We start from the raw sequence: 1,160 nt of genomic DNA, 5'->3' as shown, positions 1-1,160 counted from the left end.
TGGTTCAGGTGCTAGGCGATGCAGCGAGTCCCTCATCGTCGGTTGGTTCTCAGGCGGAAGGTATGTTGCTCGCTGAACGTTCGCAATAGGTTAAGGCTATGGCTGATAATGTTTGCAATAGTAATAATAAGGTGACCAGCATGGTAATGATTAGGCTATCGACTGGCCATGGCTAAGCGTGTTTACACTTATTACTGTTTATTGGAAATGTACACGCTTAAACACTGTCGTTTCTTAATATTTAAAAGTACTTTATTTTGTGATATGAATAATTCTGATGAATAATACGAACTTGATAATAGATATTATGTTTACGATTTTTACTGTCGACTTGATGCTCACAACACTCTCAAAAGAGCATGCCCGCGGGGCCTCAGCCGTCCATGTCCGCCGGACCGGGGTCGTTCAGGGCGGTGCCCTTCATGAGCGTCTCCAGCTCCGTGGCGGAGTAGGCGCCGGCGGGGCAGGCGTACATGACCCGCATGAGCACCGGCATGTGCGTGGTGGTGAAGACCCGCAGGTACATGGTGCCCCGGTAGTCCTGCTGGTCGGCACCGGTGTAGGTCCACTCCAGGTGCCTGGTCTCAATGGCGTTGCCCGCCCCGTCCTTAACGGCGGTGAGGTCGTCCTGCGCGGGGCTGAAGGAGACGTTGGTGACCTGGGAGCCCTCGTAGGAGTGGGTGGTCTTCTCGGCCTGGAGGTCGGTCTCCTCGCGGTCGGTACGGCCGCTGGTCTGGTAGACGTCCTGGGAGGTGGTGAACAGGCACCCGACGGCGTTGCCCAGCTGGTTCTTGCCGTCCTGGTCCATGGTCCTGACGCTCCACCCGGGCACGTCCGCGGGGACGCTCCAGTACGGGGCGCCGTCGACCTCCCCCGGGGACCGGGTGCCGGCGGCCGGGCCGGAGGAGGCCGGCGCGGGGGCAGGGGAGGGGGAGGCGGCCGAGGGCTCCTGGCTGCCGCAGGCGGTCACGGCCAGGCCTACGGTAGGCCATGGTAAGCGCTGCCACGTCGGCTGGCAATGGTGCAGGCGGTCCCTGGCGCTACGCTGGGCCCATCATGCCTGACACTCCTGACAACACCGCCGTCTCCCGCCCCGACGCCCCGGCCCGCACGCCCCTTGCGGCACCCGGGTCCTCGCCCGTGCGCGTGCGTTTCTGCCC

At 61.6% G+C, this 1,160-nt stretch carries 1 protein-coding gene; it reads right to left on the bottom strand.

From position 1 onward, the window contains the following. Positions 1-373: 373 nt before the first annotated feature. Positions 374-970: a hypothetical protein gene (locus tag BKH32_RS12495; protein ID WP_075250327.1), complete on the bottom strand. Its 597-nt coding sequence runs from the start codon at positions 968-970 to the stop codon at positions 374-376. Between the last annotated feature and the right edge of the window lie 190 nt (positions 971-1,160).

Source organism: Actinomyces oris (assembly GCF_001929375.1).
Taxonomy (GTDB): Bacteria; Actinomycetota; Actinomycetes; order Actinomycetales; family Actinomycetaceae; genus Actinomyces; species Actinomyces oris_B.
Note: the sequence above shows the minus strand (reverse complement) of the source record. Positions and strands in the feature narration are given on the sequence as shown.